Consider the following 22898-nt stretch of genomic DNA (forward strand, 5'->3'; position numbering starts at 1 on the left):
AGTCCGGCCGCTGCATGCGTCAACCCCTCGAATCCGCAACGCGAGCGTCGTCGCCCGCGCGGGTATTGTGCACCCGCCACGCACGCCAGACCATAGCGCGCCGGAGGTTGCCCGCCGACGTCGGTCGCGACGTCCCGCTCGACGAGCGGGGACAGGTCAGAACTTGGGAGCGTCCGGTGCCTCGAGCAGGCCGAGCCGGAGTGCGGTCATCAGGGCCTGAGCCCGGTTGGCCGCGCCGAGCTTCTCGTAGAGCTTGGAAATGTGCGTCTTGGCCGTGGACTCGCTGACGAACAGCTGCTTCGCGATGCCCGCCACGCTCATTCCGTCGGCGAGCAGCCGCAGCACCTGCCCCTCCCGCGGTGACAACTGCGGGCCGGACGGGGCGAGCCGACGCTTCATGGCCTCAGCCAGGTCGGCGGCGGTGAACGCGCTGGGGGAGGAGGCGGCGTGCCGTGCGGCGGCCACCACCTCGTCGGCCGGGGCGGTCTTCGGCACGAAGGCGCTCGCCCCGGCCTCCAAGGCGCCGAAGAGCTGATCGTCGCCGGCGTACATGGTCAGCACCACGATGCCCATCGACGCGCTGGACTTGCGAAGCGCGCGGGTGGCCTCCAGGCCGCTGCCGTCGGGCAGCCGCAGATCCATGATCACCACGTCCGGCTGCAGGGCGCCGGCCTGGCGTACGCCCTCCGCCGCCGTGGCCGCCTCACCGACGACCTCGAACTGGCGGTCGCGCTCGAAAGCGTGCCGCAGGCCCTTGCGAATCAGGTCATGATCGTCAACAAGGAGGACCTTGGTGCGGGTGGCCGGTGTCGGACTTGTGGTCATCCTCGGGTTACTCCCCTTCTGATGGTGCTGCGCTGTCGCGCACGTTGTCTCGCCGGGCCGAGGTGCCGAGAACCACCGCCACGGTCGTGCCGCTGGGTTGCCGCGGCCTGATCTCCAACCGGCCCCGGATACGTTCCGCCCTCTCGGCCATGATCGCAAGACCGTACCGTCCGTCGGGGCGCTGGTCAGCCATCCCCTGACCGTCATCCGACACTTCTATTTGTGCATACGGCGGGTCGACCTCACACGTGACCCACAGATTCGAGGCTCCGGCGTGCTTGCGGGCGTTGGTCACCGCCTCCTGGGCGATGCGCAGCAACTCGGCCTCGGTGGCGGCCGGCAGCCGCGCGGTGGACTCGTCCAGCGAGAGGTGCACCCGCAACCCGCCGGACGCGCCGACGGTGCGCGCGTACTCGGCGATCGCCGCGGCCAGCCCGCCCTGCCGGTCCACCTCGCTGCGCAGCTCGAAGAGGCTCAGCCGCAGCTCCTGGATCACCCGGGTCACCTCGGCGCGCAGCGTACGCAGGGCCTCGGCGGTCTCGTCGGCGTCGTCGAAGACGGTGGCCAGGGCGTTGTCGATGCCGTAGCCGACCATCACCAGCTCCTGCGCCACCCCGTCGTGGATCTCCCGGGCCAGCCGCTGCCGCTCCTCGTTGGTGGCGAGCGAACGCACCTCGTCGAAGAGCAGCGCCGCCTCCAGCCGCAGCGCGGCCGGGCGGGTCAGCGCGGTCACCCGGGACACCACCGGCGGCGGGTACGCGTGCGCGGCGTCCGCCTCCAGGACCACCAGCCCCACCGTGCGTACCCCGGCGACCAGCGGAACGATCAGCGCGGACACGTCGCCGCCCCGGTGCGAGCGGGACTGCGAGCGCGCGGCCGTCGTGGCCTGCTGGCTGGCCCAGGCGTCGGCGATGGCCGAGTCCGCGTCGAGTGTCGTCTCCCAGTCCACCCGGTCGACGCCGGCCTGGGCGAGCACCACGAGCCGGCCGCCGCCACTGGCCGACAGCACCGCGCCCCGGTCGGCCTGGGCCACCGTGCGCAACTCCTCCAGCAGGTGCTCGGAGATGCCACCCGGATCCAGGGTGGCCCCGGGCAGCTGCCGGGCGACCGTCCGCAGCTGGGTGAGCAGTCGTGTGGCCTCGGCGTACGGCTGGGGTTTGCCCTCGTTGCGGACGGCCATCACCCGGTGCAGGGTGCCGGCGGCGTAGAGCCCCAGCGCCGCCAGGATGAGCCACTGCGCGCAGACCGCGAGGTATCCGAGCTGGCCGAGCTGGGGTCCTCCGTCGACCTGGGTCAGCGCGCCGCTGACCAGCAGGGTGGCGGCGGTGATCGCGAGCAGGGCGGTGCCCTCGGAGAAGCGCCTGCGCAGCGCGGTGACGGTCACCGGGACCGCCAGGTAGGGCAGCACCGCTGAGGCGCCGAGGCCGTCGACGGTGCCGCCGATCGACGCGACCGCCGCCACGTGACTCGCGGCGAGGCCCAGCACCACCACCTCCGCCACCCGGCTCACCGGCGCGATCAGCCGGTGTTGCGGGGCCAGCAGGGACGGCAGCCCGGCCACCGCCAGCAACGCGATCCACCACAGCTGGCCGACGTCACGGGTGGCGAAAAGGGTCAGGACGGCGATCAGCGCCAGCATCACCAGGCGGGCGGCCGCGGCGAGGGGATGCGGGTGCGGTGCGGTTGCTGTGGATGCGGGCACGTGACGGATGGTAGTCAGCCTCGGTAGATATCGGCGATCTCCGCCGCGTACGTCTTGTGGACAACCTGGCGTTTGACCTTGAGCGACGGGGTCAGTTCGCCGGTCGCCTCGGTGAAATCGCGGGGCAGGACCCGGAACACCTTGATCGCCTCGGCCTTGGAGACGGCCTGGTTCGCCGTGTCGATCGCGGTCTGGATTTCCTGACGTAGGCCCTCGTGCTCGCGCAGCTGCTCGACGGTGGTGTCGGCGGGCATCCCGGCGCTCTGCAGCCAGGCCGGCAGCGCCTCCTCGTCGACGGTGACCAGTGCCGCGATGAACGGCTTGCTGTCACCGACCACGACGCACTGGCTGATCAACGGGTGGGCCCGGACCAGGTCCTCCAGCACCGCCGGGGCGACGTTCTTGCCGCCGGCGGTGACGATCAGCTCCTTCTTGCGGCCGGTGATGGTGAGGTAACCGTCGGTGTCGAGGTGACCCAGGTCGCCGGTGCGGAACCACCCGTCGGCGCTGATCGCCTCGGCGGTCGCCGTCTCGTTGCCCCAGTAGCCCTGGAAGATCAACTCACCGGAGATCAGGATCTCGCCGTCGTCCTCGATCCGTACGGTCACGCCGGGGAACGGGCGGCCGACGGTGCCGATCCGGGTGCCGTCCGGCAGGTTCGATGCGGCGGCGGGTGAGGTCTCGGTCAGGCCGTAGCCCTCCAGGATCGTCACGCCGATGCCCCGGAAGAAGTGACCGAGTCGGGCGCCGAGCGGTGCGCCGCCGGAGATGGCATCGCGGCACCGGCCGCCGAGCGCGGCGCGCAGCTTGCGGTAGACCAGCCGGTCGAAGACCACGTGCTGAGCGCGCAGCGCCAGGCCAGGTCCGCCCGGGGTCTCCAGAGCCTCGCTGTACGCGATGGCGACCTGCTCGGCTCGGGCGAAGATTCGCCCCTTGCCGTCCGATTCGGCCTTCTGCTTGGCCGCGTTGTAGACCTTCTCGAACACCCGGGGTACGGAGAGCACGAAGGTCGGCTTGAACCCCTGCAGCTCGGCGACCAGGTTCTTGGTGTCGGCGCAGTGACCCATGGTGACCCTGGCCTGCACGACGCCGATCTGGATCAGCCGGGCGAAGGCGTGCGCCAGCGGCAGGAAGAGCAGGGTGCTCGCGCCGGGGTTGAACAGGTTCGGCAACACCGGCACCGCGTTGGCGATGTCGGCGTACATGTTGCGGTGGGTGAGCACACAACCCTTGGGCCGGCCGGTGGTGCCGCTGGTGTAGATGATCGTGGCGAGGTCGCCGGCGTGGACGGCCTTGCGCCGCCGCTCGACCTCGGCCAGTTCGACGCTGGCACCGCTGGTGACCAGCTCGTCGACCCCGCCCCGGTCGATCTGCCAGACGTGGTTCAGTTCGGGCAGCCGGTGCCGGACGCCGGCGACCAGGGCGGCGTGCGCCTCGGTCTCCACCACCACGGCGGTCGCGTTGGAATCCTCGAGGATCCACGCGGCCTGCTCGGCGCTGGAGGTCTCGTAGATCGGCACGGTGACCGCGCCGACGGTCCAGATGGCGTAGTCGAGCAGCGTCCACTCGTAGCGGGTGCGGCTCATCAGGCCGACCCGGACACCGGGCTCGATGCCGGCGGCGATGAGCCCGCGGGCGACGGCGGCCACCTCGTCCCGGAACTGGAGGCAGGTCACCTCGGTCCAGGCGGTGACGGCGCCGTCGGCGCTCGCGGTGGGGCGGGCGAACTGGACGGCGTCGGGCGCGACCTCGGCGTTGTCCCAGACCGGATCGGTGAGGTTGGCCGCGTCGCCAACGGTGACGATCGGCGGGACGGAGAACTCGCGCACCTGCACTCCTTCGTGCTCGCACTGGTCGGGCCAGCCGTCACCCGTGGGTGTCGGCTGTGTCGAAACCTACCTGGTGAGGACCGGCACACCGCCAACGCCCGGGGCTGTTCCGGCCGCCTGCGGGCCTCGGGACGTGCCGACGGGGGCGGCGCGGCACACCTGCGGTACCCGCCGGGTAGCCTCGCCCCATGGCGGACTCCTCCACCCAGTCGATCATCATCGGCGCCGCACCGGACCGGGTGGCGGCGGTCATCTGCGACTTCGGGCGCTACCCGGAGTGGACCGACGCGTTGCGCCGCGCCGAGGTCGTCGAGGAGTACGAGGACGGCTACGCCAGCCAGGTGCGCTTCACCATCGACGCCGGGGTGATGGCCGACGAGTACGTGCTCGCCTACGAGTACGCCGAGGACCTGTCCCGCATCGAGTGGCACCTCGTCGCGCCCTCGAAGATGCAGAAGAGCCAGCGCGGGTCGTACGACCTGGTGGGCAACCCGGACGGCAGCACCACGGTGACCTACACGCTGGAGGTCGACCTGTCGGTGGGAATGCTCGGGATGTTTCGTCGCAAAGCCGAGAAAATGATCATGGACACCGCGTTGAAGCAGCTCAAGCGCCGGGTAGAAGCAACCGGTGCGGCGCAATGACGTGTCCGGTGGCACGGTAGAGGAGCCGAGGGTGGGCGGAACGGATCCGGGTTCGGCCCGGGAAGAGGCGGAGCGGCTGGTCGCCACAGTGCTGGCGGGGGCGCGACTGGCCTCCGCAGGCTCGGCGGGTGGCGCGTTCGGCTCGTTGGGCGGGGTGCTGGCCGGTGTCCTCGGTCACAGTGCCGGCCCGGACGGGCGTCCCGGCCCTGGAGGTGCTTTCGCCACCGGATCGGCCGAATGCTGCGTCTGCCCGGTCTGTCGGGGCATCGCCGCGTTGCGTGACCCGAGTCCGGAATTCGCCGAACGTCTCGCGACCGGCGCCGGAGACCTGGCGGCGGGCGTCGCCAGCCTGCTCCGCGCGTTCTCCCCGGCGGAGCCGCCCCCGACGAGCCCCTCCGAGCCACCATTCGAGCAACCCGCCCGGACCGCGCCGGCACCGGCCGCGAGCACCGACGATGTGCTCCCGCAGCCGGCCCCGGACGAGCCGCCCGCCGCGGCCGGTGACAACCACGTGTGGCGCGATGCCACCCGCACCGGGCATGATTCTCAGCCGGCGCCGGAGCGGGATGTCTGGTCGGTCGCCACCCGGACGGCGGACCCACTCGCCCCGGCCGCCGCACCACCCGTCGACGAGGCCGGGTCGGCGACCGTACCGGCACCGACCACCCGTCCCGTGGTGCCCGCCTCGCGGGTGCCCGACGACACCGACGCGGAAGCATCGGGCGACGGCGCCTGAGCGCGGGACATTTCCGACCCGGACCGGCATGCCGCCGGGACACGGGCCGGACGGGCACAGCAGAGGGGGGCGGCAGCGGTGACGCTGACCATCGGAGTCGACGTCGGTGGCACGAAGGTGGCCGGCGGTGTCGTGGACGACACCGGCACGGTCCTCGTGCAGGCCCGACGGGACACTCCCGCCGATGACGTCGGCAAGACCCGCGACGTCATCATCGAGCTGGTCGGTGAGCTGGCAGCCGGGCGGACGATCGAGGCCGTGGGCATCGGCGCGGCCGGCTGGATCGACGCCAGCCGCTCGACAGTGCTCTTCGCCCCCAACCTGGCCTGGCGCGACGAACCGTTGCGTGAGTACGTCAGCAAGGCCATCGGTCTTCCGGTGATCGTGGAGAACGACGGAAACGTGGCCGCCTGGGCCGAGTTCCGGTACGGCGCTGCCCGCGACGCCGACGACTCCATGATCATGTTCACCATCGGCACCGGCGTCGGCGGCGGCATCGTCCTCGGCGGCGAGCTGATGCGCGGCGCGCACGGCATCGCCGCGGAGCTGGGCCACATGCTGGCCGTTCCGGACGGGCACCAGTGCGGCTGCGGCCGGCTGGGCTGCATCGAGCAGTACGCCAGCGGCAGCGCCCTCGTACGCTTCGCCCGGGCCGGCGCCCGTCAGGAGCCCAACCGGGCCACCGCGCTGCTCGACCTGGCCGGTGGCGAGGCCGAGGCGATCACCGGCCCGATGGTGACCGCCGCCGCGCAGGGCGGTGACCTGATCTCCGCCGAGGCGTTCGCCCAGATCGGCCGGTGGCTGGGCACCAGCCTCGCCGACATGGCGCAGATCCTCGACCCGCAGACCCTGGTGGTGGGCGGCGGTGTGATCGACGCCGGTGACCTGCTGCTCGGCCCGACCCGCCGTTCGTACCTCGACGCGCTCGCCCAGCGTGGTCGCCTGCCGGTGGCCGAGGTGCTCCCGGCGGAGCTGGGCAACAGCGCCGGCGTCATCGGTGCCGCCGACCTGGCCCGCCGGATCTGAGGCGGTCCACCGATGGGCGTACCGCTGCGGGTCGTGTCGTACAACATCCACAGCCAGCGCGACGACACCGCCGCGCTGGCGGCCGTGGTCCGGGCCGCGCGGCCGGACGTGGTGATCGTGCAGGAGGGGCCGCGCCGGTTCCGGTGGCGGCAGAAGTCCGCCACGCTGGCCGAGTCGTTCGGCCTGGTGGTGGCCGCCGGCGGCCTGCCTGCGCTGGGCAACCTGCTGTTGACCAGTCTGCGGGTCCAGGTGCGGGCCACCCGGTGCCAGCGCTTCCCGCTGACCCCCGGCCGGCACCTGCGCGGCGCCGCGTACGCCGAATGCCGGGTCGGCGACGCCCGGTTCACCCTCGCCGGCTCGCACCTGTCCACCGACCCGGGTGAGCGTCCGGCCCAGGCCGCCGAGTTCAAGCGTGGGCTGGACGAGGCGACCAGCCCGGTGCTGGCCGGGGCGGACCTCAACGAGGGCCCGGACGGGCCGGCGTGGGCGACCGTGTCGCGCGGGTTGACCGACGCCGCGGTGGCAGCCGACCGGGCGGACCGGCTCACCTACTCCTGCGCCGAGCCGCGCCGACGCATCGACGCCCTCTTCGTCGACCCGCGGATCACCGTGGTCGACTACGACGTGGTGGACACCCCGCAGACCCGCCGGGCCAGCGACCACTTCCCGGTCCTGGTCGACCTGCTGCTGCCCGACGCCGACTGACTCCCGACGCCGGTTCGACAGTCGATGCTTCCGCGTCAGGGCTGGACATCCGGCTCCGTTGTGGAGAGGATTTCGCGGCGACCGGCACGCCTGCCGTACCAAAAGGAGATGTTTCGGTGTCCACCTCCACCGACCACGGCCGGCCCGACCCCGAAGCGATCCCGTCCGCGCTGAGCAGCGACGGTCGCCCGGTCTCCGACCGGGGCGACACGGTCTGCGTCATCGGGGCCGGGGCCAGCGGCCTGACGGCCATCAAGAACCTGCGCGAGCACGACTTCGGCGTCGACTGCTACGAGCGGGAGACCGGCGTCGGCGGCGCCTGGAACTGGCGACACGACCGCAGCCCGGTGTACGCCAGCACCCACCTGCTGTCGTCGAAGCCGTTCACCCAGTTCCCCGACTTCCCGATGCCGGACTCCTGGCCGGACTACCCGCACCACAGTCAGCTGCTGTCGTACTTCGAGCGCTACGCCGACCACTTCGACCTGCGCTCGCACATCTGGTTCGGCACCGAGGTGATCCGGGTCGAGCCCGCCGAGGGGGACCGGTGGGACGTCACCACCCGCTCCACCGGCGGGTACGGCCCGGAGCGCACCTCCCGGTACGCCGCCGTGGTGATCGCCAACGGTCACAACTGGTCGCCGAAGCTGCCCCGCTACGAAGGGCTGGAGGAGTTCCGCGGCGAGATCATGCACGCCTCGTCCTACAAGGACCCGGCGCAGCTGCGCGGCAAGCGGGTGCTGGTGGTCGGCGCCGGCAACACCGGCTGCGACATCGCCGTCGAGGCCGCCCAGCAGGCGTCGCGCTGCTGGCACTCCACCCGGCGCGGCTACTGGTACGCGCCGAAGTACGTGCTCGGCCGCCCCGCCGACCAGGTGAACGACACCCTGCTGGCGCTGCGCGTGCCGCTGCGGGTGCGGCAGTGGCTCTACCACTGGACGCTGCGCCTGACCGTCGGCGACCTGACCCGCTTCGGCCTGCCCAAACCCGACCACCGGGTGTACGAGACGCACCCCATCGCGAACAGCCAGCTCGTCTACTACGTGGGCCACGGCGCGATCGGCCCGGTGCCGGACATCGCCCGGTTCCACCCGTACGGGGTGGAGCTGGCCGACGGCCGCCAGATCGACCCCGAGGTGGTCATCTTCGCCACCGGCTATCTGCCGCGCTTCGAGTTCCTCGACGCCTCGGTGTTCGGTGACAGCGCCGGCGCGGGTCGGCCCACGCTGTGGCTCAACGCGTTCACCCCGGGGCACCCGACGCTGGCGGTGGCCGGCCTGTTGCAGCCGGACTCCGGGTTGTTCACCCTGTCGCACTGGCAGACGGTGCTCTTCGCCCGCCTGCTGCGGGCTCGACGGGACCGGCCGGAGCGGGCCGCCGCGTTCGCGTCTCGGGTGCGTGACCGTGCCGGTGAGCGCTACTCCGGGCAGGTCAAGGAGAGCAGCCGGCACTGGTTCGAGGTCGGTCACGCCGACTACCTGCGCGCCATCCAGCGCGCCCTGCACGACCTGGAGGCCAAGTGAGATCCCCGGTCGCGGACGAAAGGCAGACCAGTGACTGAGCTGCGGATCATGCGAGGCCGGGAGTGGTCGCGTCCGGTCCGGCCGGCGCGGCGGGAGGTGCTCAGCGCCCTTCCCGAGCTGGAGCAGGGGCGGCAGCCGCTGCTCTTCGTACCCGGGTTCGGGCACGGCGCGTGGGCGTTCGCCGAGCACTGGTTGGGTCACGCCGCGTCGCGGGGCTTCCCGGCGTACGCGATGAGCCTGCGGGGGCACGGTGGCAGCGAGCCGGCGCCGGACGCGACGCTGCGGGCGTACGCCCATGATGTGGTCCAGGTGGCTGCGAGCCTGCCGCGGCAGGCGGTGCTGGTGGGGCACGGCGCCGGGGCCTTGGTGGTGGCGCACGCGTTGGCCCGCTACCCGGCGCGGGGCGCGGTGCTGGTGGCACCCGTCTTCGGCGGTTGGGGAGTGCTGGGTGCGGCGCTGCGCCGGAACCCGGCGGGCACGCTGCCGGCGGTGTTCGGCGGACCGCTGCGGCTCAACCGCGCTCAGTTGTTCAGCCGTGAGTTGCCCGACGAGGAGGCCCGACGGCACGTCGGACGTCTCGGTCGGGCGGGCCGCCGGGCGCAGTGGGCGCTGCTGGGCGAGCCGGAGGCCGAGCCGGCCGTGGGCTCGCCTCCGGTGCTGGTGCTGGGCAGCCCGGACGACCGGGTGGTGCCGGCGTCGACGTTGACCCGGGTGGCCCGCCGGTACGGTTCGGCCCCGCTGCTCTTCCCCGGGATGGGCCACGACCTGATGCTGGACGCGCGGTGGGCGGAGCCGATCGACGCGATCCTGGACTGGCTGGAGAAGGAGCCCGCGGCGGCACACTGAGCCCTCGGGCGCGCCGCTGCGGCCCCGTCGGTCAGCCGCCGGCCTGGTGGGTGGCCGGGCTGGCGGTCGGGGCGGTGGCGGGTCGCGGCACCAGAGCCACGCCGTCGGGGTTGGTGTCGGTGCTGGACAGGCGACCGACCAGGGCGCCGCCCTCGTCCAGGGCCCGGAGGTAGGAGCGGGCCCACGCCCGGATGTCGTGCTCGTGCAGGTGGGCGCGCATGGCCCGCATCCGTTGGGTGACGTCGGCCGGGCTGGCCCGCAGCGCCGCGCGGAGGCCCTGCTTGAGCCCTTCCAGGTCGTGCGGGTTGACCAGGTACGCCTGGGACAGCTCCGCGGCGGTGCCGGCGAACTCGCTGAGCAGCAGGGCGCCGGTGTCGTCCACGCGGGCGGCCACGTACTCCTTGGCGACCAGGTTCATCCCGTCGCGCAGCGGGGTCACCGCCATCACGTCGGCGACCCGGTAGAGCGCGGCCAGCTCGGCCCGGTCGAAGGGCTGGGTGAGGTAGTGGATCGCCGGCTCGCCGACCCGGCCGAACTCGCCGTTGATCCGGCCCACCTCGCGCTCGATGCGCTCACGCAGGATCTGGTATTGGCCGACGCGTTCCCGGCTCGGCATCGCGACCTGCACCAGCACCGTGTCGCGGACCTTGACGTCGCCGGTGGCGAGCAGTTCGCTGTATGCCTTGAGGCGCTGCTCGATGCCCTTGGTGTAGTCCATCCGGTCCACGCTGAGGATGACCTGCCGTGGGTCGCCGAGATCCTGCCGGAGCCGGCGGGCCCGGGCGGCCACGTCGGGGCGGGCGGCGAGCGCACCCATCTCGGCGGTGTCGATGGAGACCGGGAACGCGCCGATGCGGACGACCCGGTCGTCGATGCCGATCCGGCGGTCGGTGGCCGGCAACTCCAGCACCCTGGTCACGAGCTGGGCGAAGTTGTGCGCCGCCTGCACGCGCTGAAAGCCGACCAGGTCGGCGCCGAGCATGCCGCGCAGCAACTCGGCTCGGCGGGGCAGCTGCATGAACAGCTCCGGCGGTGGGAACGGCACGTGCAGGAAGAACCCGATGCGCAGGTCGGGGCGGAGCGCGCGGAGCATGCCGGGGACCAGCTGCAGGTGGTAATCCTGCACCCAGACCACCCCGCCCGGCTCCGCCACCTCGGCGGTCGCCTCGGCGAAGCGCTGGTTGACCCGCTGGTAAGCCTCCCACCAGCGACGGTGATGCTGTGGCTGCTCCACGGCGTCGTGGTAGAGCGGCCAGAGGGTGGCGTTGGCGAACCCTTCGTAGTGGTCGCGCAGGTCCTCCGGGGTGAGCGCGACGGTGTGCATCCGGACGCCGTCCACGTCCGGCAGCGCGGGGGCCGGGCCGGTGCCGCCGGCCCAGCCGACCCAGGTCGCCGGGGTGTGCCGCAGAAGTGGGTGCAGCGCGCTGACCAGCCCACCGGGACTGCGTCGCCACTCGCAGGCCCCGTCGGGGGCCTGACTGTCGTCGATGGGGAGGCGGTTGGCCACCACCACGAGGGAACTCTGTCGCATCTCGGGCATTCCGATCAGCAGAGACTGACCGCCGCGAGCAAGGGAAAACCGGTCAGTCAGCGGGGGAAGTGACGTACAGCGGTATTCCTACTGACAGTAAGTTACACCACTGTTACGGCGTCGGCGGGCCGGTGCTGTCCCGGTATGCGGGCCGGAGGTCAGACGACGGCGCCGTTGTCCGGGTCGTCCTCGTCCTCGTCGCCGGGGCGCAGCCGCCAGATCAGCGTGACGAAACCGGCCAGGATGCCGGTGAACCCGAACAGGGTGACCGCCGACTTGTCGATCGGAAGCAGCCAGGGGAAGAGGAAGAGCATGAACCCGACGACCACCCCGAGCACGCCGATCACCGCGTACTTGCTGAACCGGGGGAGCGGCGGCGGCGGGGGCGGGTGGTAACCCTCGTCGTCGTCCTCGTCGTCGGGCAGGTCGGCGCCGAAGGTGTCCAGCCCGTCCAGAAGTGACGGCTCGTCCGGCCGGGTGCCGCGCCCCACCGAGATCCCCGAGATGTCGGTCGCGGACGGCAGGCGGCGCACGTCGGTGGCGGTCGGACCCGGTTCGTCGGCTCCGGAGCGGGCCAGCGGGCCGGCTGCCGATTCGTCGCGGGCGTCCCGTTCGTCCACGTTCTCCGAGGCCGGCCACGGGTGCTCGTCGGTCGTCGGGGTGGTGTGGAAGCCGGCGACGATGCGCGCCCACTCGGCGTCGATGTCCGGTTCGTCGCGGGCTGGCGGCTGCTCCGGAGTGGTCTCGTCAGCGAGCTGGGTCAGGTAGTCCCGCGCGGTGGTCAGGTGCGAACGGTCGACGTAGAGCCGGTCGACCGGCCGGGCCGGAACGGTGGTCGTGCGGGTGACCGGGTTGAGGTCGGCGGAGGGCTGCAGGTAGGCGGCGATCCCGCCAGCGGCCAGCACGTCGAGCAGGTGCTCACCGACGCGCGGATCGACGTCGCCGACGACGGCGTACTCGTTCGCGTCGAGCCCGTTGTCCCGCCGTCCCCGGCGGGCCCCACCCGCTGACACCCGGACATCCCCCTTAACGCGCCTTCCGGCGCGGCCACTCTGCCCCTCGACGCCCGTCCGCACGCCGTGCTCTGAATCGTGACACGTCAGGGCATGGTTCCGGGAGTGCGTTGTGTCGCGTCTTCCAAAGTCACGGCTGCTGCCGCAGGTCACGGCAGGGATCCTTTGTCCGTTCTTGCGCGACAAGTGCGATCTGTTCTGATGGCGATTCGGGTGGTGCGTGCGGTGGTCGACGGTGACGTACTGATCCTCTGTCCGTGGCTCAGCACGCCACCGCCGGCCCGGTCGGGCTGATCGGCCGACCGGCCAGGGCGAGCAGGCCGGGGGCGTCGTTACGCAACGCGAAGGTGCGTACCTCCGCGCGGATCGTCCGTGCGCCCGCCGGATCGCCGGCGCGGGTCAGCTCCGCCGCCGCGAGCGCGAGCGCCAACACCCGGTCGCTGACGTCGGGGATCCGCCCGTAGGTCTCGGCGGCGGCCAGGTGCAGCTCGGCGGAGCGTCGGTGGTCACCGTCCGCCGCGGCCAGGGCCGCCGTCACGGTCCGCAGGGCCGCCTCCGACCAGGGCGTGCGGTGCCCGACCCGGCCCAGCATCGTGCGGACCCGCACCGCCGCGTCCCGACCGCTCAGGGCTGCGGCGTACGCGGCAGCGGCGATCCACTCGCCGCTGGCCAGGGCCGGCACCGCCGACCAGCACCCGTCCAGCTCCTCGATCAGCTCCGCCGCCTCGTCGTCGCGCCCCTGCAACGCCCGACACAACGCGGCCATGCTCAGCATCGTCCAGAGCAGCCGGTGGAACCCGCTGCGCCGCGCGGTGTCCAACGCATCGGTCAGGTCGTTCGGATCCTCGTCGTCGCGCAGCACCAGCAGACAGCAGCGCAACCCGCGCACCTGCATGTCCCAACTCCCGGTGGGCGTGTCCACGAATGCCTCCGCCGCCGCGAGGAGCCGGCCGAAGTCGCCGTCGAACCAGGCGCGCATCGCCTCCGCCGAATAGCTGGTCGTCAGGGTCTGACCGCTGGCGGTCCGCGCCGGCGCGGCCGAGAGCAGGGCGTCGGACCGCAGCCAGTCGCCCTCCTCCCGGATCGCCCAGGCGAGGTTCTGGGTGGCCCGGGGCAGCGCCAGCAGTTGACCGGCGCGGGCGAACTCGACGATCGCGTGCAGCTCGTCCAGCCCGACCCGGTCCCCGGACTGGTAGCGGGCGGTGGCCGCGGTGATCCGGGCGTTGGTGCGGGTCTCGGTCAGGCCCAACCGCTCGGCGATCTCCGCCGCCGTGTCCGCCGCCGCGACGGCCGGGTCCCGCTCGTAGTTGAGCATGTGCAGCCGGCCCACCTCGGCGTACGCGTCCGCCTTCTGCGGGGTGTCCGGTAGTGGCTCGAACAACTGCACCGCGCGGTCCAGGCAGGCCAACGCGTCGCTGCGGTCGGCCCGCAGCCAAGCGGCCTGGCCGAGCAGCGTCCACGCCCGGGCGGCACAGGCGTTGTCGCCGTGCGACAGCAGCCGGTCGGCGAGCGTGTGCACCTGCTCCGCGCCGCCGCCGGAGAGGAACGCGTTGCCGTCCCGGTAGAACGAGATCTCCGTGCTCAGCAGCTCCAACTGGAGTCGGCCCACCGGGTCGCTGTCGTCGGCCAGGCCGAGTGCCCGGCCCGCGTGGCTGGCCGCCGCGTCCAACCCGTGCAGCGCGTACGCCCGTCGGGCCGCCCGGTGCAGCGCCTGCCGCGCCGGGCCGGCGTAGCGCCGCACCTGCATGCCCAGCGAGCGGGCGATCTCGTGCGCCGCCCAGCGGTGGTGGGCGAGCACCTCGGCCAGGTCCGTGTCGCGGGAGTGCGACAGTGCGTCGAGCCAGTCGGCGGCCCGCTCGTGCCGGGCCACCCGCTCGGTGCGCGGCAACCGTTGGTAGCAGACGTCGCGGACCAGCACGTGGCGGAACCGGAACTCCGCCTGCCCGGCCATCGTCGACGCGGCCTGCTCGTGCACGAAGTCGCGCTGTTCGAGTCGGCGCAGCGAACGCTCGACGGACTCGACCTGTTGCCCGAGCGCGGCGGCGACCGCGCCGGGCCAGAACTGCACCCCGACCACCGATGCGGCCAGCAGCACCGCGCGGTCGTTGGCGTCCAGCAGGTCCACCCGGTTGGCGATCACCGCGTGCACGCTCTCCGGCATGGTCAGCTCAAGCTGCTTGTCCAGCGACCACCCCCGTCCCGACTGACGCAGCGCCCCCTGTTCGATCAGCATCCGGACGTACTCGTGCGCGTAGAGCGGGTTGCCGCCGGCCACCTCGATCAGCGGGGTCAGCATGTCGGCGGAGAAGGCCGCCTGGCCGAACAGGTGCGCGTACAGGGCGGCGATGCCGGTGTCGCGCAGTGGCGGCAGGGTGATGGTCACCGAGCCGGTGATCGTCCCGGCCCAGCTCGGGTCCCTGTCGACCAGCTCCGGGCGGGCGGTGCAGAGCAGCAGCAGCGGCACGTCGCGGGCCGCGGCCCCGAGCAGCTCCACGAAACGCAGCATCGCGTCGTCGGCCCAGTGCAGGTCCTCGAAGACCAGCACTGTGGGACGCCGGGTGGCCAGCGCCAGCAGGAAGCGACGCCACGCCGACTCCGCCTCCTCGGCCGGCAGCGGCGTGCCGGGCAGCCCGACCAGCGGGCGCAGCGCGTCCACCACCCGGTCCCGTTCGCCCGGGCCGATCAGCTCGCCCACGGCGGCGGCCAACCGCTGCGCGGCGCTGGCCGCCGGGTCGGTGTCGAGGATGCCGGCCTCGGACTTCACGATGTCGGCGAGTGCCGCGAAGGTGACGTTCTCCCCAAACGGCGGGCAGCGCCCGGTGCGCCAGGTCAGCGGCTCGTCGACCAGCCGGCCGGTGTGCCGGTAGAGCTCCCGCAGCAGGCGACTCTTGCCGATGCCGGCCCGGCCGAAGATGGTGACCACCTGCGGTCGCCGGTCGCGCAGCGACCGGTGCAGGGCGTTGACGAGCATCCCCAGCTCGTGTTCCCGGTCGACCAGCGGTGTGGTGTCCGGCTCCCGGTCGGTGGGTTGGCGACGCAGCGGGGAGAGGGCCAGCCACACCTCGGTCGGTGACGACCGCCCGCGCAGGGTGACCGGGGGCTGCTCCTCGTAGCGGATCGCGTCCTTGGTGAGCGCGTGGGTGGTGCCGCAGACCAGCACCCCTCCGGGTGGCGCGACCGACTGCATCCGGGAGGCGGTGTTGACCACGTCGCCGGCCACGATGGCCTGCCCGCCGTCGCGCGCGGCGGCGACGTCGACAAGCGCCTCGCCGGTGGCCACCCCGACCCGGAACCGCAACTCGGTGCTGCCGGTCGGCGCGAACCGGGTGAGCACCCGTTGCAGCTCCAGACCGGCCCGCACGCAGCGCAGCGCGTCGGTCTCGGTGGCGATCGGGGCACCGAAGAGCGCCATCACCGCGTCTCCGATGTACTTCTCCACCACCCCGCCGTACTGACCGACCACCCGGCGGGCGGCGGAGAAGAACCCGGTCTGCATCCCACGGACCTGCTCCGGGTCGGCGCGCTCGACGTACGGCGTGAAGTCGATCAGGTCCACGAAGAGCACGCTCACCCGGCGGCGGTCCTCCTGCGGGGTGACCACGGCCGGTCGGTCCGCGCCCGGTCGGGGCGACCCGCAGGACGTGCAGAACGTGACGTCCGAGGCGAGGGGGCGCAGGCAGTGCGGGCACACCGCGCCCAGCTCGGCACCGCAGCCGCCGCAGAAGCGGTCCCCGTCGGCGGCCGTGCGTCCACAGCGTCCACACTGCGTGGCGATGACATCCCCCAGAGGTCAACGGGTCGACGCCGATGGCGCGTCCCCTGACCGGGATTATCGCCCCCGTCGGCCGCTGTCAGGTACCAGCCTGTTGGCTTGTGGACAGTCACCGAGGGTGCTGACCGACTAGATTCAGGCGGCCAATATCGATCAGGGACCAGAGGGGGACAGGTCAATGGTGTACGTCAAGCTGGAAAGCGACTGGACCGATGGCAACGGCGTCAGCCACTCCGCAGGTGACTCGGTGGACGTCGACGCCGCCACGCTCGCCACGCTGCAGGCCGAGGGGATCGTCAGCGAGCAGTCCCACGGCCCCGGTGGCGACGGCAAGGGCCCGGACAAGTGGGCCGGGCCGGGCAGCTCCGGGGTGTGACCCCACGCCGATGACGCCGAACGGCCGGGTCTCCCACGGGTGACCCGGCCGTTTCGTGCTGCTCGTGAGGTGTCAGCGGTCGTTCATGCCGGCGCGGCGGCGCAACGCGGCCACATCGGTCACCACGATCCGGCGGCCCTCCGTACGCAGCCAGCCGCGGCTGGCGAACGAGCCGATCGCCTGGTTGACGCTCTGCCGGGAACCGCCGGCCATCTCGGCCAGCTGGCTCTGGTTGAGCTCGATCGTGATCATCGGTGCCTGGCTCTCGCCGGCCAACCGGACCAGCGTCTTGGCCACCCGACCGGGCAGGTCGAGGAAGACGTGGTCGGCGTTCTGCTCGGTGAGCCGGCGGATCAGCCCGCCGAGCGAGCGCATCACCGCGTCGAGGATGCGAGGGTTGGAGTGCACCAGCTCCATGAACGCGCCCCGGGAGAGCGCCAGCGCGGCGCAGTCCTCAATGGCCTCCGCCGAGGCGGACCGGGTGGACGCGTCGAGCAGGGAAACCTCGCCGAGCACGTCCGGTGGTCGGATGACCGACAACACGGCCCGCTCGCCGGTGGGCGCGGTCCGAAAGACGGCTACCGCGCCGCGGCGCAGCACGATCAGTGATTCGCCGGGGTCGTTCTCCACGAAGAGCAGTTGGCCTTTGCGGTAGGTGCGTGGGACGGCGGCGGCGATGACACGCTGCCGTACCTCAGGCTCCAAACCGGCGAACATCTCGACACCCGTGAGCGCGTCACCCGGCTCCGGCAGGCGCATCTCCACGGCCCAACCCCTCCCCGGTCATGGACCACAAACTCGCTCACCGGGTGAACCTGATGGCCCTGACAAGGTGAACTGACACCGATTCGGCGTCCGGTAGCGGTACACATCAGATCATGACGGTCCGGTCGCTTGCTGTACACCCCTCGAAGCACTTCCGTGACTGTCGCGAGCTGCGGCGTACCCGTTTTGGAGCTGCCGGTCCGGCCTCGGCGCCCGCGTGACCGCCAGCGCCGGGGCGGACCCCCGCCGGACGCGGCCCCGCGGCGGTGGGCGAGGATGGCCGGAATGGTCTACCGCTACTTCTACGACTGCGAGTTCATCGAGGACGGCACCACCGTCGACCTCGTCTCGATCGGTGTCGTCGACGAGTACGGCCGCGAGTTCTACGCGGTCTCCACCGAGTTCGACGACTCCCGCGCCGTGCCCTGGGTCCGGCGCAACGTGCTGGACAAGCTGCCCTCCCCGGCGGACCGGGCCTGGCGGTCGCGCGAGCGCATCCGCGACGACCTGTACGACTTCCTGGTCGAACCGATTCGGGACCGGCCGGGCGAGCAGTTGGAGCTGTGGGCCTGGTTCGCCGCGTACGACCATGTGGTGCTCGCGCAGCTCTGGGGTGCGATGCCGGCGCTGCCCCGGGAGATCCCCCGCTACACCAAGGAGCTGCGGCAGCTCTGGGACGACCGTGGCCGTCCGGCCCTGCCCGAGGCGGACGCGGCCCGGCATGACGCTCTGGTCGACGCCCGGCACAATCTGGCCCGCTGGCGGGCGATGACGACCCGCTGAACGCCGGTCGTACCGTCGTAGGTTTGACCGGTTCTGTCCCGGGCATCGGTTCGACGAATCGAAGCGGAGGAGAGTGCCATGAGCAACGAGCCGACCAACGCCGTCGAGGCCCGCGCCCGGGTCACCGAGCTGGCCCGGGCCGCACGGATCTGCATGCTCACCACGATCGCCCTGGACGGGCGACAGGTGAGCCGGCCGATGGGGCTCCAGGAGGCCGAGTTCGACGGCGACCTCTGGTTCTTCGCCGACGCCGACTCGGCCAAGATCCGTCAGATCCGGGTGAACCCGGAGGTCAACGTCGCCTTCTCCGACCAGAAGCACAACGCCTGGGTGTCGATCTCCGGGACCGCCACCGAGGGGTTCGACCGGGCCCGGGCCGAGCAGCTGTGGAACCCGCTGCTCAAGGCGTGGTTTCCCGACGGGCTGGAGACCCCCGGTCTCACGTTGATCAAGGTGCACGCCAGCTCGGCCGAGTACTGGGACTCGCCGAGCAGCACCGTGGTCAATCTCTTCGGCTACGCGAAGGCGGCGGTCACCGGTCAGCCGCCGAACGCCGGGGAGAACCACGAGGTGACCTTCTGAGCCGCGTCGCCCCGGGGCGCGCTGTCGTCGCACCGGCACGCCGACTACAGTTCGCAGTGACGGCCCGCCCCGGGCCGGCAACGGCGCCGATGGTCTGACCTGACACATACCCTGGGGCATATCGGGCTTTACCTGATGCTCCAGGAGGATGACGGATCATGCGTATCGGCGTGCTCACCGGCGGCGGCGACTGCCCAGGTCTCAACGCGGTCATCCGGGCGGTGGTCCGCAAGGGTGTCGCCACGTACGGTCACGAGTTCGTGGGCTTCCGGGACGGCTGGAAGGGCCCCCTGGAGGGTCTGTCCCGCCCCCTGGACATCGCTGACGTCCGCGGCATCCTGCCCCGCGGCGGCACCATCCTCGGCTCGTCCCGGACCAACCCGTTCAAGATCGAGAACGGCGTCGAGCGGATCAAGGACAACCTCGCCGCCCAGGGCGTGGACGCGCTCATCGCGATCGGCGGCGAGGACACCCTCGGCGTGGCCACCAAGCTCTACGAGCTGGGCGTGCACGTGGTCGGCGTGCCGAAGACGATCGACAACGACCTCGGCGCCACCGACTACACCTTCGGCTTCGACACCGCGGTCAACATCGCGATGGAGGCCATCGACCGCCTGCACACCACCGCGGAGAGCCACCACCGCACCCTGGTCGTCGAGGTGATGGGCCGGCACGCCGGCTGGATCGCCCTGCACGCCGGTCTGGCCGGCGGCGCCAACGTGATCCTGCTGCCCGAGCGGCAGTTCGACGTGGAGCAGGTGGCCGGCTACGTCGAGAAGCGCTTCCAGCACCAGTACGCCCCCATCGTGGTGGTCGCCGAGGGCGCACAGCCGCTGGACGGCCAGATGGTCCTCGCCAACCAGGAACTGGACTCGTTCGGTCACGTCCGCCTCGGCGGCATCGGCCAGTGGCTCGCCGAGCAGCTGGAGGCCAAGACCGGCAAGGAGGCCCGCACCGTGGTGCTGGGCCACATCCAGCGCGGTGGCACCCCGACCGCCTTCGACCGGGTGCTCGCCACCCGCCTGGGCCTGCAGGCCATCGACGCCGTCAACGACGGCGACTGGGGCAAGATGGTCGCGATGCAGAGCACCGACATCGTCCGGGTGCCCCTCGCGGAGGCCACCCGCGAGCTGAAGACCGTGCCGCTGGAGCGGTACGCCGAGGCTGAGGTGTTCTTCGGCAGCTGATCGACGGTAGGCGGCGCGGCGGGCCTGCGGGTCCGCCGTGCCGCGACCCGATGCGGCACGGCAGACCTGCGGGTCCGCCGTGCCGCGCCCGACGCGAGAGGGGTACGGCCGAGATGTCAGCCGGGGTGCACACGGTCGCGGTGATCGGCGCGGGCAAGATCGGTGAGCTGATGCTCTCCGGGCTGCTGCGCTCGGGATGGCCGGTGGACCGGCTGCTGGCAACCGCCCGCAGACCGGCCCGCGCCGAGGAGCTGACCGCCCGCTACGGCGTACGGGTCGTCGACAACCTCACGGCGGTGGACGAGGCAGCGGTGCTCGCGGTCTCGGTGAAGCCACAGGACGCCGCCGCGCTGCTCGACGAGATCGGCCCCAAGGTGCCGGCCGACAAGCTCCTCATCTCGCTCTGCGCCGGCCTGCCCACCAGCTTCTTCAACCGCCGGCTGCCCGACGGCACCCCCGTGGTCCGGGTGATGACCAACACCCCGGCCCTGGTCGACGAGGCGATGACCGCGATCTCGGCCGGCGCGCACGCCACCGGGGCGCACCTGGCGTTGGCCGAGGAGATGTTCAAGCCCTTGGGCCAGACGATCCGGGTGCCCGAGTCGCAGCAGGACGCGGTCACCGCGCTCTCCGGCTCCGGCCCGGCCTACTTCTACCTGCTGGTCGAGGCCATGATCGACGCCGGCATCCTGCTCGGCCTGCCCCGGCAGGTCGCCCACGAGCTGATCGTGCAGACCGCGATCGGTTCCGCGGTGATGCTGCGCGACTCGGGCGAGCACCCGGTCAAGCTGCGCGAGGCGGTCACCTCACCGGCCGGCACCACCATCTCCGCGATCCGCGAGTTGGAGAAGCACGGCGTACGCGCCGCGATGCTCGCCGCACTGGAAGCTGCCCGCGATCGTGCCCGCGAGCTGGCGGCACAGGCCGACTGAGCATTCCGGGCCCGTCCGGGAGCCGAGCGTGCCGCATACTGGCGCGGTGTTCACACTTGCCCAGGCCCGGCACCTGGTGGCCACCCTCCAGCCGCGCGTCAACGAGTTGATCCGGGTCCGGGCCGACCTGGCCGAGCTGCGCGCCGACCTGGCCGACCACGGCGTCAGCGCGCTCGGCGGGCTGGCCGAGGTCAAGGGGCTGGAGGCCCGGCTGCACGCCGTCGTCGACGAGCTGCACCAGCACGACATCCAGGTCAAGGGCATCGCTCCGGTGCTGCTCGACTTCCCCGGCGAGCGAGCCGGCCGCGCCGTGCTCTGGTGCTGGCTGGAGGGCGACTCCGACGTGCGTTGGTACCACCGGGCCGAGTGCGGCTTCGCCGGCCGCCGCCCCCTCTGACCCCCCCCCACCAGCCCCGCCCCGTCCCGCCCCGCCTCGCGCTTGATCGACTCGGGGTCCTGAAAGCCGGGGTGTCCGGGTGGGGTGGACACCCCGATTTCCTTGAACCCGAGTCGATCAAGCTTCGGTCACCGCGAAAACCACGATGTTGTCCCGGTAGTGCCTGCTGCGCCGGTCGAAGTCACCTCCGCAGGTGACCAGCCGCAGCTCCGCGCCGGGCGTCGGCCCGTAGACCGCGGCGGTCGGGAACTGGTCCTTGCGCGCACGGATCGACCCGGTCACCCGGAACGACAGCCGTTGCCCGCCGCGCCACACGTCGACCCGGTCGCCGGGCCGCAGTTCGTCGAGCCGGGCGAAGACCGCCGGGCCACGCCGCGAGTCCAGGTGGCCGGCGAGCACGGCGGGGCCGGTGTCGCCGGGGGCCGGGCCGCCGCCGTACCAGCCGGCGGTGTCGAAGTCGGTTGGCGGGACCAGTGCACCGCTGCGGTCGAGGCCCAGCACCGTGAGCGTGGAGTCGACGCCGATGCGCGGTATGCGTACCCGCGTGGGTGGACCCTGTGCCGTGGGCGCGGCGGCCACCGACGGGCAGTCGTCGGTGCAGCCGGGGTGCCAGGTCGCGGCCGGGGGCGCCGGGCCGGTGGTGGCCAGCCCGACCCCGGTGCCGGCGGCCAGGCAGACCGCCGCGCCGGCCGCGACCAGCCCGACCAGCGGCACCCGGCGGTCGCGGTGCCGCCGGATCGACGGGTCGGGCCCGGTGGTCACCAGGTGGTGCGCCGCCGCCGGCGCCACATCAGCAGGACCACCGCGACGGCCGCCGCGACCAACCCGCCGGCCACCAGGGGGTACGCCCCGAGGCCGGTCCTGGCGGTGCCGCCAGCGCCGGTGTCCACCCCGCCGGCGGGAACGACGGTGCCGCCCTCGGCGTCGCGGCGCAGCTCGGCGGTCAGCCCGCCCTGCTTCGCGTCGAGCACCAGCAGTGAGTAGACCGCCCCGCCCACGAGCCGCACCTCGGCGTCGGTGCTCGGCCCACCGGCACCCGTCAGCCGCAGCCGCCAACTGCCCGGGTCGACCTGCTGGTATGCGGTCGTGGTCGCGAACTGCACACCGTCGGCGATCATCGGGCCGTCGGCGGCGGCCACGTCCAGCACCGGGGTACGCACGGAAGCCTGCACGACGCGCACCTTGGCGCGGCCCTGCGTGGGGGCGCTGAGGTCGTCGTTGAGCACCCGCAGCCCCAGGTCCGCGTGTCGGCCGACACCGGCCACCGTGTACGCGTCGCCGCTGGCCACCGCGACCTCGGTGGTGAGCACCGGGGGATCGCTGGCGGGGGCGCCCGCCTCGCGCATCGCCACCGCGTACCGCCCGGGTGCGAGTTCCAGGTAGTCGGAGACCACGCCGTAGCCGACCCCGGGGAAGACCCGGGGTTTCGTGGAGTCCGGCGCGGCCAGGTAGACGTCGACGGCCGGGGTGTCGGGGGAGAGGTGGGCCAGCCGGACGTAGCCGACGATGCCCGCGCCGGTCGCGGCACCGGCCGGAACCGGGACGCCGGTGGCAGCGAGAGCGGTGGTGATCAGGAGCGCGCCGGAGCCGGCCAACAGCCGGCGGGGAAGGGTACGGAGCGTGTACATGTCGCCTCCGGAAGCACTTTCGGTGAGCGGGCGGCAACCCAGAGAACAGGGTCCCGTGCGCGGGACTGCAACGCAAGTTGCGACGAGATGTTTCTC

21 protein-coding genes are annotated in these 22898 nt (G+C 72.4%); 12 read left to right on the forward strand and 9 right to left on the reverse strand.

Going from position 1 to position 22898, the window contains the following annotated elements:
- Positions 1-156: 156 nt before the first annotated feature.
- From KBX34_RS30535 to KBX34_RS30545, 3 genes are read right to left on the reverse strand one after another with little or no spacing between them, the layout of a single operon-like run.
- Positions 157-825 carry a response regulator transcription factor gene (locus tag KBX34_RS30535; RefSeq protein ID WP_007072219.1) on the reverse strand — a complete coding sequence of 223 codons (669 nt, stop codon included), beginning with the start codon at positions 823-825 and terminating at the stop codon, positions 157-159.
- A 7-nt stretch (positions 826-832) separates the two neighbouring features.
- Positions 833-2527 carry a GAF domain-containing sensor histidine kinase gene (locus KBX34_RS30540; RefSeq protein WP_210928453.1) on the reverse strand — a complete coding sequence of 565 codons (1695 nt, stop codon included), beginning with the start codon at positions 2525-2527 and terminating at the stop codon, positions 833-835.
- 14 nt (positions 2528-2541) lie between these two features.
- The gene (locus KBX34_RS30545; RefSeq protein ID WP_210794945.1) at positions 2542-4356 is read right to left on the reverse strand and encodes a long-chain fatty acid--CoA ligase; all 1815 of its coding nucleotides are present in this window, start codon (positions 4354-4356) and stop codon (positions 2542-2544) included.
- 188 nt (positions 4357-4544) lie between these two features.
- On the opposite strand from KBX34_RS30545, the gene KBX34_RS30550 reads away from it, so the two are divergent.
- From KBX34_RS30550 to KBX34_RS30575, 6 genes are all read left to right on the forward strand, one after another.
- Positions 4545-5000 carry an SRPBCC family protein gene (locus KBX34_RS30550; protein WP_088949435.1) on the forward strand — a complete coding sequence of 152 codons (456 nt, stop codon included), beginning with the start codon at positions 4545-4547 and terminating at the stop codon, positions 4998-5000.
- A 31-nt stretch (positions 5001-5031) separates the two neighbouring features.
- Positions 5032-5736 (forward strand): hypothetical protein, encoded by a 705-nt coding sequence (locus KBX34_RS30555; protein ID WP_210928455.1) that lies wholly within the window; start codon positions 5032-5034, stop codon positions 5734-5736.
- Positions 5737-5814: 78 nt separating this feature from the next.
- Positions 5815-6762 carry an ROK family glucokinase gene (locus KBX34_RS30560; protein ID WP_210928460.1) on the forward strand — a complete coding sequence of 316 codons (948 nt, stop codon included), beginning with the start codon at positions 5815-5817 and terminating at the stop codon, positions 6760-6762.
- A gap of 12 nt (positions 6763-6774) precedes the next feature.
- A complete protein-coding gene (locus KBX34_RS30565; protein WP_210928462.1) occupies positions 6775-7467 on the forward strand; it encodes an endonuclease/exonuclease/phosphatase family protein in 693 nt (230 codons plus the stop codon).
- Positions 7468-7583: 116 nt separating this feature from the next.
- On the forward strand, positions 7584-8990 hold the full coding sequence (locus KBX34_RS30570) for an NAD(P)/FAD-dependent oxidoreductase (protein WP_210794938.1): 1407 nt from the start codon (positions 7584-7586) through the stop codon (positions 8988-8990).
- 48 nt (positions 8991-9038) lie between these two features.
- Positions 9039-9836: an alpha/beta hydrolase gene (locus KBX34_RS30575; protein ID WP_210928465.1), complete on the forward strand. Its 798-nt coding sequence runs from the start codon at positions 9039-9041 to the stop codon at positions 9834-9836.
- Positions 9837-9867: 31 nt separating this feature from the next.
- Here the strand turns inward: KBX34_RS30575 and KBX34_RS30580 are convergent, their stop codons facing one another.
- The 3 genes from KBX34_RS30580 to KBX34_RS30590 all read right to left on the reverse strand — a co-directional run bounded on the left by KBX34_RS30580 (position 9868) and on the right by KBX34_RS30590 (position 16167).
- Complete coding sequence (locus KBX34_RS30580; RefSeq protein ID WP_247668307.1) at positions 9868-11367, reverse strand: trehalose-6-phosphate synthase; 1500 nt, start codon at positions 11365-11367, stop codon at positions 9868-9870.
- A gap of 158 nt (positions 11368-11525) precedes the next feature.
- Positions 11526-12380, reverse strand: a complete 855-nt coding sequence (locus KBX34_RS30585) for a hypothetical protein (protein WP_099856094.1) — start codon at positions 12378-12380, stop codon at positions 11526-11528.
- A gap of 262 nt (positions 12381-12642) precedes the next feature.
- Positions 12643-16167, reverse strand: a complete 3525-nt coding sequence (locus KBX34_RS30590) for an adenylate/guanylate cyclase domain-containing protein (protein ID WP_210928466.1) — start codon at positions 16165-16167, stop codon at positions 12643-12645.
- A gap of 163 nt (positions 16168-16330) precedes the next feature.
- Between KBX34_RS30590 and KBX34_RS30595 the strand changes: the two genes are divergently transcribed.
- A complete protein-coding gene (locus KBX34_RS30595) occupies positions 16331-16528 on the forward strand; it encodes a hypothetical protein (protein ID WP_088949427.1) in 198 nt (65 codons plus the stop codon).
- 72 nt (positions 16529-16600) lie between these two features.
- On the opposite strand, the gene KBX34_RS30600 is transcribed toward KBX34_RS30595, so the two are convergent.
- Positions 16601-17293: a Crp/Fnr family transcriptional regulator gene (locus tag KBX34_RS30600; RefSeq protein WP_007463121.1), complete on the reverse strand. Its 693-nt coding sequence runs from the start codon at positions 17291-17293 to the stop codon at positions 16601-16603.
- A 285-nt stretch (positions 17294-17578) separates the two neighbouring features.
- On the opposite strand from KBX34_RS30600, the gene KBX34_RS30605 reads away from it, so the two are divergent.
- From KBX34_RS30605 to KBX34_RS30625, 5 genes are all read left to right on the forward strand, one after another.
- The gene (locus KBX34_RS30605; protein ID WP_088949426.1) at positions 17579-18076 is read left to right on the forward strand and encodes a polyadenylate-specific 3'-exoribonuclease AS; all 498 of its coding nucleotides are present in this window, start codon (positions 17579-17581) and stop codon (positions 18074-18076) included.
- A gap of 78 nt (positions 18077-18154) precedes the next feature.
- Positions 18155-18658, forward strand: a complete 504-nt coding sequence (locus tag KBX34_RS30610) for a pyridoxamine 5'-phosphate oxidase family protein (RefSeq protein WP_099856089.1) — start codon at positions 18155-18157, stop codon at positions 18656-18658.
- Between the two features lie 158 nt (positions 18659-18816).
- Positions 18817-19845: a 6-phosphofructokinase gene (locus KBX34_RS30615; protein WP_088949424.1), complete on the forward strand. Its 1029-nt coding sequence runs from the start codon at positions 18817-18819 to the stop codon at positions 19843-19845.
- Between the two features lie 113 nt (positions 19846-19958).
- Complete coding sequence (gene proC / locus KBX34_RS30620; RefSeq protein ID WP_210794935.1) at positions 19959-20777, forward strand: pyrroline-5-carboxylate reductase; 819 nt, start codon at positions 19959-19961, stop codon at positions 20775-20777.
- Positions 20778-20823: 46 nt separating this feature from the next.
- Entirely contained in the window at positions 20824-21174 is a 351-nt protein-coding gene (locus tag KBX34_RS30625) for a DUF2203 domain-containing protein (RefSeq protein ID WP_088949422.1), read from the forward strand.
- Positions 21175-21291: 117 nt separating this feature from the next.
- On the opposite strand, the gene KBX34_RS30630 is transcribed toward KBX34_RS30625, so the two are convergent.
- Together KBX34_RS30630 and KBX34_RS30635 are read right to left on the reverse strand one after the other, a co-directional pair.
- A complete protein-coding gene (locus KBX34_RS30630) occupies positions 21292-21936 on the reverse strand; it encodes a class F sortase (protein ID WP_307871532.1) in 645 nt (214 codons plus the stop codon).
- Positions 21933-22802 (reverse strand): DUF4397 domain-containing protein, encoded by an 870-nt coding sequence (locus tag KBX34_RS30635; RefSeq protein WP_210928463.1) that lies wholly within the window; start codon positions 22800-22802, stop codon positions 21933-21935. Before KBX34_RS30635 ends, KBX34_RS30630 begins: the two co-directional genes overlap by 4 nt.
- Positions 22803-22898 lie beyond the last annotated feature (96 nt).

The organism is Micromonospora sp. M61 (assembly GCF_018070245.1).
GTDB lineage: Bacteria > Actinomycetota > Actinomycetes > Mycobacteriales > Micromonosporaceae > Micromonospora > Micromonospora zamorensis.

Coding starts and splice junctions, on each gene's coding strand:
- KBX34_RS30550 (WP_088949435.1), top strand. CDS start 4,545: ATGGCGGACTCCTCCACCCAGTCGATCATCATCGGCGCCGCACCGGAC.
- KBX34_RS30615 (WP_088949424.1), top strand. CDS start 18,817: ATGCGTATCGGCGTGCTCACCGGCGGCGGCGACTGCCCAGGTCTCAAC.
- KBX34_RS30605 (WP_088949426.1), top strand. CDS start 17,579: ATGGTCTACCGCTACTTCTACGACTGCGAGTTCATCGAGGACGGCACC.
- KBX34_RS30580 (WP_247668307.1), bottom strand. CDS start 11,367: ATGCGACAGAGTTCCCTCGTGGTGGTGGCCAACCGCCTCCCCATCGAC.
- KBX34_RS30595 (WP_088949427.1), top strand. CDS start 16,331: ATGGTGTACGTCAAGCTGGAAAGCGACTGGACCGATGGCAACGGCGTC.
- KBX34_RS30635 (WP_210928463.1), bottom strand. CDS start 22,802: ATGTACACGCTCCGTACCCTTCCCCGCCGGCTGTTGGCCGGCTCCGGC.
- KBX34_RS30535 (WP_007072219.1), bottom strand. CDS start 825: ATGACCACAAGTCCGACACCGGCCACCCGCACCAAGGTCCTCCTTGTT.
- KBX34_RS30575 (WP_210928465.1), top strand. CDS start 9,039: ATGCGAGGCCGGGAGTGGTCGCGTCCGGTCCGGCCGGCGCGGCGGGAG.
- proC (WP_210794935.1), top strand. CDS start 19,959: ATGTCAGCCGGGGTGCACACGGTCGCGGTGATCGGCGCGGGCAAGATC.
- KBX34_RS30565 (WP_210928462.1), top strand. CDS start 6,775: ATGGGCGTACCGCTGCGGGTCGTGTCGTACAACATCCACAGCCAGCGC.
- KBX34_RS30610 (WP_099856089.1), top strand. CDS start 18,155: ATGAGCAACGAGCCGACCAACGCCGTCGAGGCCCGCGCCCGGGTCACC.